The 6,136-nt window shown below is 61.3% G+C and carries 4 protein-coding genes and 2 pseudogenes; 2 read left to right on the top strand and 4 right to left on the bottom strand.

Annotation, left to right across the window (positions count from 1 at the left end; all coding sequences use genetic code 11):
• Positions 1-276 (top strand): annotated as a pseudogene (locus ACHAA4_RS11940) (recombinase family protein); the annotation flags it as partial.
• A gap of 15 nt (positions 277-291) precedes the next feature.
• Here the strand turns inward: ACHAA4_RS11940 and ACHAA4_RS11935 are convergent.
• The 3 genes and pseudogenes from ACHAA4_RS11935 to ACHAA4_RS11925 all read right to left on the bottom strand — a co-directional run.
• Positions 292-1,752 carry a UvrD-helicase domain-containing protein gene (locus ACHAA4_RS11935; RefSeq protein WP_435774390.1) on the bottom strand — a complete coding sequence of 487 codons (1,461 nt, stop codon included), beginning with the start codon at positions 1,750-1,752 and terminating at the stop codon, positions 292-294.
• Positions 1,745-2,392: a hypothetical protein gene (locus ACHAA4_RS11930; RefSeq protein ID WP_435774405.1), complete on the bottom strand. Its 648-nt coding sequence runs from the start codon at positions 2,390-2,392 to the stop codon at positions 1,745-1,747. Before ACHAA4_RS11930 ends, ACHAA4_RS11935 begins: the two co-directional genes overlap by 8 nt.
• Positions 2,393-2,580: 188 nt before the next feature.
• A pseudogene (locus tag ACHAA4_RS11925) lies at positions 2,581-3,510 on the bottom strand (ATP-dependent nuclease); the annotation flags it as partial.
• A gap of 617 nt (positions 3,511-4,127) precedes the next feature.
• On the opposite strand from ACHAA4_RS11925, the gene ACHAA4_RS11920 reads away from it, so the two are divergent.
• Entirely contained in the window at positions 4,128-4,682 is a 555-nt protein-coding gene (locus ACHAA4_RS11920; protein WP_435774389.1) for a hypothetical protein, read from the top strand.
• Between the two features lie 219 nt (positions 4,683-4,901).
• On the opposite strand, the gene ychF is transcribed toward ACHAA4_RS11920, so the two are convergent.
• The gene (ychF, locus tag ACHAA4_RS11915; RefSeq protein WP_435774388.1) at positions 4,902-6,011 is read right to left on the bottom strand and encodes a redox-regulated ATPase YchF; all 1,110 of its coding nucleotides are present in this window, start codon (positions 6,009-6,011) and stop codon (positions 4,902-4,904) included.
• Between the last annotated feature and the right edge of the window lie 125 nt (positions 6,012-6,136).

Raw genomic sequence — 6,136 nt, 5'->3', positions numbered from 1 at the left:
GCGGGAAGGTCGTCTGATGCTCAGCACCACGCGACCTTCGCCGAGTACGAACGCGAGCTCATCCAGGAACGTGTCCACGCCGGCGTGAACGCAGCCAAGGCCCGAGGCGTTAAGTTCGGTCGTCCGGCTCCGGATTTCGAAAAGGTTGCGCCCAATCTTCGTCCGGTAAAGTACCTCATCGACTCCGAAGGGCTCGGCGTGGTTGAGGCTACTAAAACGGTCGGATGGTCGAAAGCTACCTACTACCGGCACCGCTCAGCACGGGCGGACTCATAGTGGACTTCCCGACCGTCAGGTCCGGCAAGAAGGTGCTCGTGTCCCGGCCATCCTCGGTGCAGGGAGCAAAGCTGCGTCGCTGATCAACGTGACCGACTTTGATCCACGCGTGAGAGCGACATAGAGTTCCTGGGCGCTATACCTCTCCGGGCTGAGGATGACTACATGGTCGTATTCAAGGCCCTTGACGAGAAGTGGCCGGGAGACCACGCGTGCCATCGGTCTGCGGCCGGTGGCACGCGAGTGGTTCCTCGTCCGATTAAGGGCATCTACAACAGTGCACCCATCGGTTCCGGCCACAGTGACAGAAGTCAGAATCTCGGTCCATGCCTCACGGCAATGGACTGATACCCCCGGCAATCTGCAGAGATGATCGAGAGCTGTTCGTACTGTTTCAGGCGTGGGGTAGTCACGGACCCGGAGGACCGCCTCGTAAGCCGGTTTCAGGTCGTGGCTTCTAGTGGAGAATGACTTGCCCTCACCGAGCTGCTTCCGCTTCACGGCAGAGAAGTGCGTTGGCAGGCCAATGCTGCTTGCGATTGCGAAATCGAGGACAGCTTTCGCCGTCGTCGCGCCGCCTTCTGTGTCGATGGTCGTCGCCAAGGTCATCGGGATCTTCTCATCGAGCGCCTCCATCACCGAGTAGGTGCCTTTCAACGCACTCGCAGCGTTCACGCAATCTGGTCGGAACTGTCCCAGGACGGCCACCGTCCCTTCGAGCTTCAGTGCCCTGTAACAGACACCGACGTATGCGCGCGGATCGTGGCGCTGCACCCAGGAGAGCGGCGCAGACGTTAGATCGATCGGCACTCCGTGAAGAAGATTGCCTCTGACCTCCACGAGCCATGCACCGAGTGCCTGATGATCGGGGTCCCATCGGCGCGGACGGTGCTCAACCTCGGCTTTGGGGAAGTTACCAACGACATCGGTTTCCCAGTCCACCGGCCGGTTGTTGCCGAAGTTGAACAGGCTCTGCAGCGGGTCCCCGAACACAGCGGTTGGAAGAGCCTTTGCCAACGCAAGCACCAATTCGTGCTGACCGATCAGGCAATCCTGGTATTCGTCGATGAACAGGTGGGTGTAGCTGGCTCCAAGCATGCGCACCACAGCTTTAGCGCGTACCGCACGCGAGGCCGCCCGATGGTAGTCAGAGGACCTGCTCCAGTTGGGAACCGCCGGCACCGAGAGTCCAGCAAGGTCGGGAAAATGGGCTATCAGATCGTACGACCACGCATCGATCGTGCGGACAACCACGTGGTCGTTTGCCACGCCGAATTTCTGTATCCGACGACGGAGTGCATCCACACCAGCATGGGTGTGCGTCAACACCAAACTCGTTCCGCCGCGCTGAGCAACTTCCGCCACGGACGCAGCGATGAGCTCCGTCTTTCCCGCGCCGGCAGGAAGGGTTACAGAGCACGGCAGCCCGGCGAGGACAGCGTCGACGGCGTCCTGGATACGTGGCTCCTCAGCCATGAGCGGGCGTCTCCGCATAGTCAGTCTCTATCGGCCCCGTTGCTGACGGGTAGGCGAACTCCCGCAACTCTCCGATCACGTTGATCAAGTGAGTGTCGCCCAGCCCGTCCCAGTGCGCGATGACTACCTCGGCGAGCTCCTCGCCCCGGTCTTCGCGCTTGAACCATTCGTTCCTCTTGGTCGCAGCGGCAATAGCGATGGCATTGCGCACCGAGGATTCGTCGACTCCGGCCTGCGCCTGCCAACCTTCGACGTCCGTTCCCCCGAGACCGACACTGAGCCTTGCTCCGACGGCGTTGCTGATCGATCCCTCTCCCCGTATGTCCGCAGCGAGGTCCACTAGCGCCTGCAGCCCCTCAATAGGGAGCGTCTGGATGATCTCGTCCTCAAGGGAATTGTCGAACGCCCACCGATGCACGGCGACGCCCCCTGCCAAGGCCGCCACAACCGACCCATCGATCGCCCGGTCATCGTTGTCGATGAGCATGCACGTCGGGTATCCGAGATACCGAAAGTTCTGGGCGCGCTGAATTGATTGTGTCCCGCCCGCGCCGTTAACAAGAACGGTACCGACCGCCGCAGCGGTTGCCTGCTCCGCCTTGAGCCGTTCAAGATCCCAGTGCCGCAGCAGCCCGCGCAAGAAGCCGACCTCCGTCGCCCCTTCACCGACGAGCACCGGCGGCCCAGTAGCGCTTCCGGCGCGCTCCGGAACGTACCTTGCACGTTGTCGAGAGACTCAGGCACGGGAATGCACGTAGTGACGCCCGCCCCATTGGTGTGCACGACGACGAAGTCGACGGCGCTCAGGGTCTTGACCGCGACGGGTGAGTGAGTTGTCATAATCACCTGCAGATGGCCTCCTTCAGCGCGTGACTTGAGCCGGTGGAGGGCGTGTGTCAGGCGATGCGGTTCCAACCCGTGCTCCACCTCGTCAATAGCGATGATCGATCCATCGGCCATCGCCTGGTCCTGTATCGACAGACTCATCAGCCGGCGGGTACCGAGCCCAAGGCTCGATACCGGCACATCACCATCATGGAGAATCAGAGAATGAGACGAAGACGCCGAGCCGGGCTCCAGCCCGGGTCGCAGCTGGTTGAACTTGGCCGCACCGAATCTGTCCGCTGAACGTTGTGCCGCCGCCGCTGCGTTGTGCAGCGCGTTCGGTTCGGAAGCGAAGACGGCCGCGCGCGCCTCTCTCTGCGCATCAAGAACGATTGACGAAGCACCGTCACCATCGCCGGTCAGACCCGAGAGCGCTGACCCGCGCCCCCAGCGAAGATGGTAGTCAGGTCTTTCTCCCAGCCGGAAGAAGCCCAACTGTCGGCGTTGGCTGGCGGAGATTGGACGGGCCTCGTCGGCGCCAGGGCGCACCAGGTCCCACGTCGGATCCAGATCCGGAGTAACGGTAAGCCTGATTACCAGGCATTCCTCGGCTTCATCAACTGGATCGTGAAGCAGCTTGCCATCAGGCATGATGCCGGATCGGTGCTTGCCCAGCTGGCTTTCCTTGATCAGGTTGTCCGGTAGACCCGTGACCGCCGCCTCGATGACGATGTTCTTGGTCACGTCCAGAAGGTAAAAGTCTGCATCAGTGAACTGAGGACTGTGGCTCGGGCTTAATACGAGACCGACTGCCTCAAGAAGCGTGGTCTTGGTGCTATCTCCGGCACCGATTAGACCGATCAAACGCTGACTGATCACCCAGTCCAGAGACTCGATGCCACGGAAGTGATTGATTCGAAGGCGGCGGAGCATCATGGAGGTACCTAGCTCTCGAGACTGACTTGGTCAAAATTCTGCCGGTCTGCTACGCGGGGAAGACCACCGGCCGCCAAAAAAATGACGCTTGACCTGTGCAGGGCCAGTCAGAATGTTCGGTGAGAGTCTATGCAATCGTCTCATAAAGCACGTCTCGTATCGCATAAGCACAAGACAGACTTATGAGGCTCCTCCCACAACAGGGAACCGCGCAACCGTTTCTGTCTCGCGAAGGAGATGTTTTCGTGACCACCGATTGTCGGTAGTCCTCTGTAGCTTAACGACTATCAACAGGAAGGCTGGCGCCATGGACGTTCCCAGGACTGAGACAATGATAGTTGCAGATGGAGGGAGAATCGCTGAGTAGCGCGAACAATCGTTCTTTCGTCCCGCTCACCGATTCAGATGTCCGGGAGCTCGAGTGCCCCCGCCGGAGGACCAGTGTCGCTCCGCAGGGGACTACTGAATTAACTGAGCGGGCTATCCATGCGAAATGACCGGCCGCTCCAAATGGCTCTTGGGACACTCGTGGACCGAGCGATCTGCATGCCGTACGCCAAGCCGCAGGTACTCCGGCGTGGATACCGCCCCCAAGGGGACGAGGACCTCGGAACGTGGATACTGTCGCTCCCATCAGCGAAGACGCCGCTGCTGCCGAAGAATTCCTCGTCACGATACTGACAGAGTCTCATGCAGACTCCAGATGGTCGACGGCAGAACTCGCCCTAGATCCGGGCGGTCGATTGTGGGCGAAACCACGCGACGACTTCTTCCAGCTGGACAACGACACGCGCACTTGGGTTCTCGACAGGCTGCAAGTGACCGCCCTGTGCGCAGCCGAGAGCATCGAAACCGTAGCGGTAGCCCGGGACTGGGCGTGGCTGTGGTCGCAGCCTCCTTTCGCATCTCCGAGCAAGTTGCGCCCGTCTATAACGCAACCCGACCTTATCGGCGGCATGGACTGGAAGCATTGCGACGTAACCGATCTCAAGACGACGGGCGAGGACGACCTCCGCGCCACCGTGAATTCGGGCCAAGCCAAGGCATTCGGGTCGCGGGTTGCCTCGCTGAGAGCGTTGGGCATCATTCCTGAGCGTTGCTATGCCCTCGCAGTTTCGACAGCGGACAATCGGTACGGGTGGATCGAGTTCCCGGCTCAGGACCAGTAAGGGGAAGGTCCCAGTGTGGTTAGGGTGAGCTGAGGGCTCGAGCGCGGGATGGACTTTGTCGGAGTAGGAGCCTGCTCGAACAGCAGGGCGACATAGCCACCTCGTCGGCACCTCCATCTAGTAGAAGCACGTAGTCACTCGTCGTCTCTGAGCTCGAGCATCAGCCCGAGGGCCCGTGCGATCTTAGCTATAGTCGCGGTCGCCCGCGCCGGTGCGCCGTCACTTCTTGCCTTGTGCCGCAGAGGTTATTCCATGACGGAACTCCACCACGTCGCCGTCCTTCATGATGTATTCCTTGCCCTCGATGCGCACCTTGCCGGCGGACTTGGCGTCGGCCATCGATCCCGCCGCCACCAGGTCATCGAAGTTCACGATCTCGGCCTTGATGAAGCCGCGCTGGAAGTCGGTGTGGATCACGCCGGCCGCCTCGGGCGCCGTCGCACCCTTGTTGACCGTCCAGGCGCGGGTCTCTTTGGGCCCTGCGGTGAGGTAGGTCTGCAGCCCGAGCGTGGTGAAGCCGACGCGGGCCAGCTGGTCCATGCCGGACTCTTCCTGGCCATTGAGCTCCAGCATCTCGCGGGCCTCCTCCTCAGAGAGCTCCACGAGATCGGCCTCGAGCTTGGCATCGAGGAACACGGCGTCGGCCGGTGCGACCAGGGCCGCCAGCTCGGCCTGCTTCTCGGCGGAGTTCAGCACACCCTCGTCGGCGTTGAACACGTAGATGAAGGGCTTGGCGGTGAGCAGGTTCAGCTGTCCCAGGTGCTCCATCTCGAGCTTGTCCTTGGTGATGGAGCTGAAGATGGTGTCCCCGCGCTCGAGCGTCTTCTGCGCGACCAGGTAGGCATCCAGGGTGGCCTGCTCGGCCTTGCGTCCCTTGACCTGCTTCTCCAGCTTCGGGATCGCGTTCTCCATGGTCTGGAGATCGGCCAGAATCAGCTCGGTGTTGATGGTCTCCATATCGGAGGTGGGATCCACCTTGCCGTCCACGTGGATGACGTTTTCATCCTCGAACACACGGACCACCTGAGCGATGGCGTGAGCCTCACGGATCGTGGCCAGGAACTGATTGCCCAGCCCTTCACCCTCGGAGGCGCCCTTGACGATCCCGGCGATGTCCACGAAGGACACCGTCGCGGGGAGGATCTTCTGCGAGCCGAAGATCTTCGCCAGCGCGTCCAGCCGCTCATCGGGCAGGTTTACGATGCCCACATTCGGCTCGATGGTGGCGAACGGATAGTTCGCCGCCAGGATCGACTGACGAGTCAGCGCGTTGAACAGGGTCGACTTGCCCACATTGGGTAGTCCTACGATTCCGATAGTCAAAGCCACGGTCACCTAACCTACCGTCCAGACGGCCCCGCGGCGACTTCCAGGGGCTTCCCGGCTCTGACCAGCGCGCCATAGACTGATCCTGACGTTCACTATGTGGACCGGGTCTTCGCCGGATTCAGGAG

The sequence above is a fragment of the Nesterenkonia maliinae genome (assembly GCF_051262655.1).
In the GTDB taxonomy this organism is placed as follows: domain Bacteria; phylum Actinomycetota; class Actinomycetes; order Actinomycetales; family Micrococcaceae; genus Nesterenkonia.
This window is presented reverse-complemented; position numbering and strand designations above follow the sequence as displayed.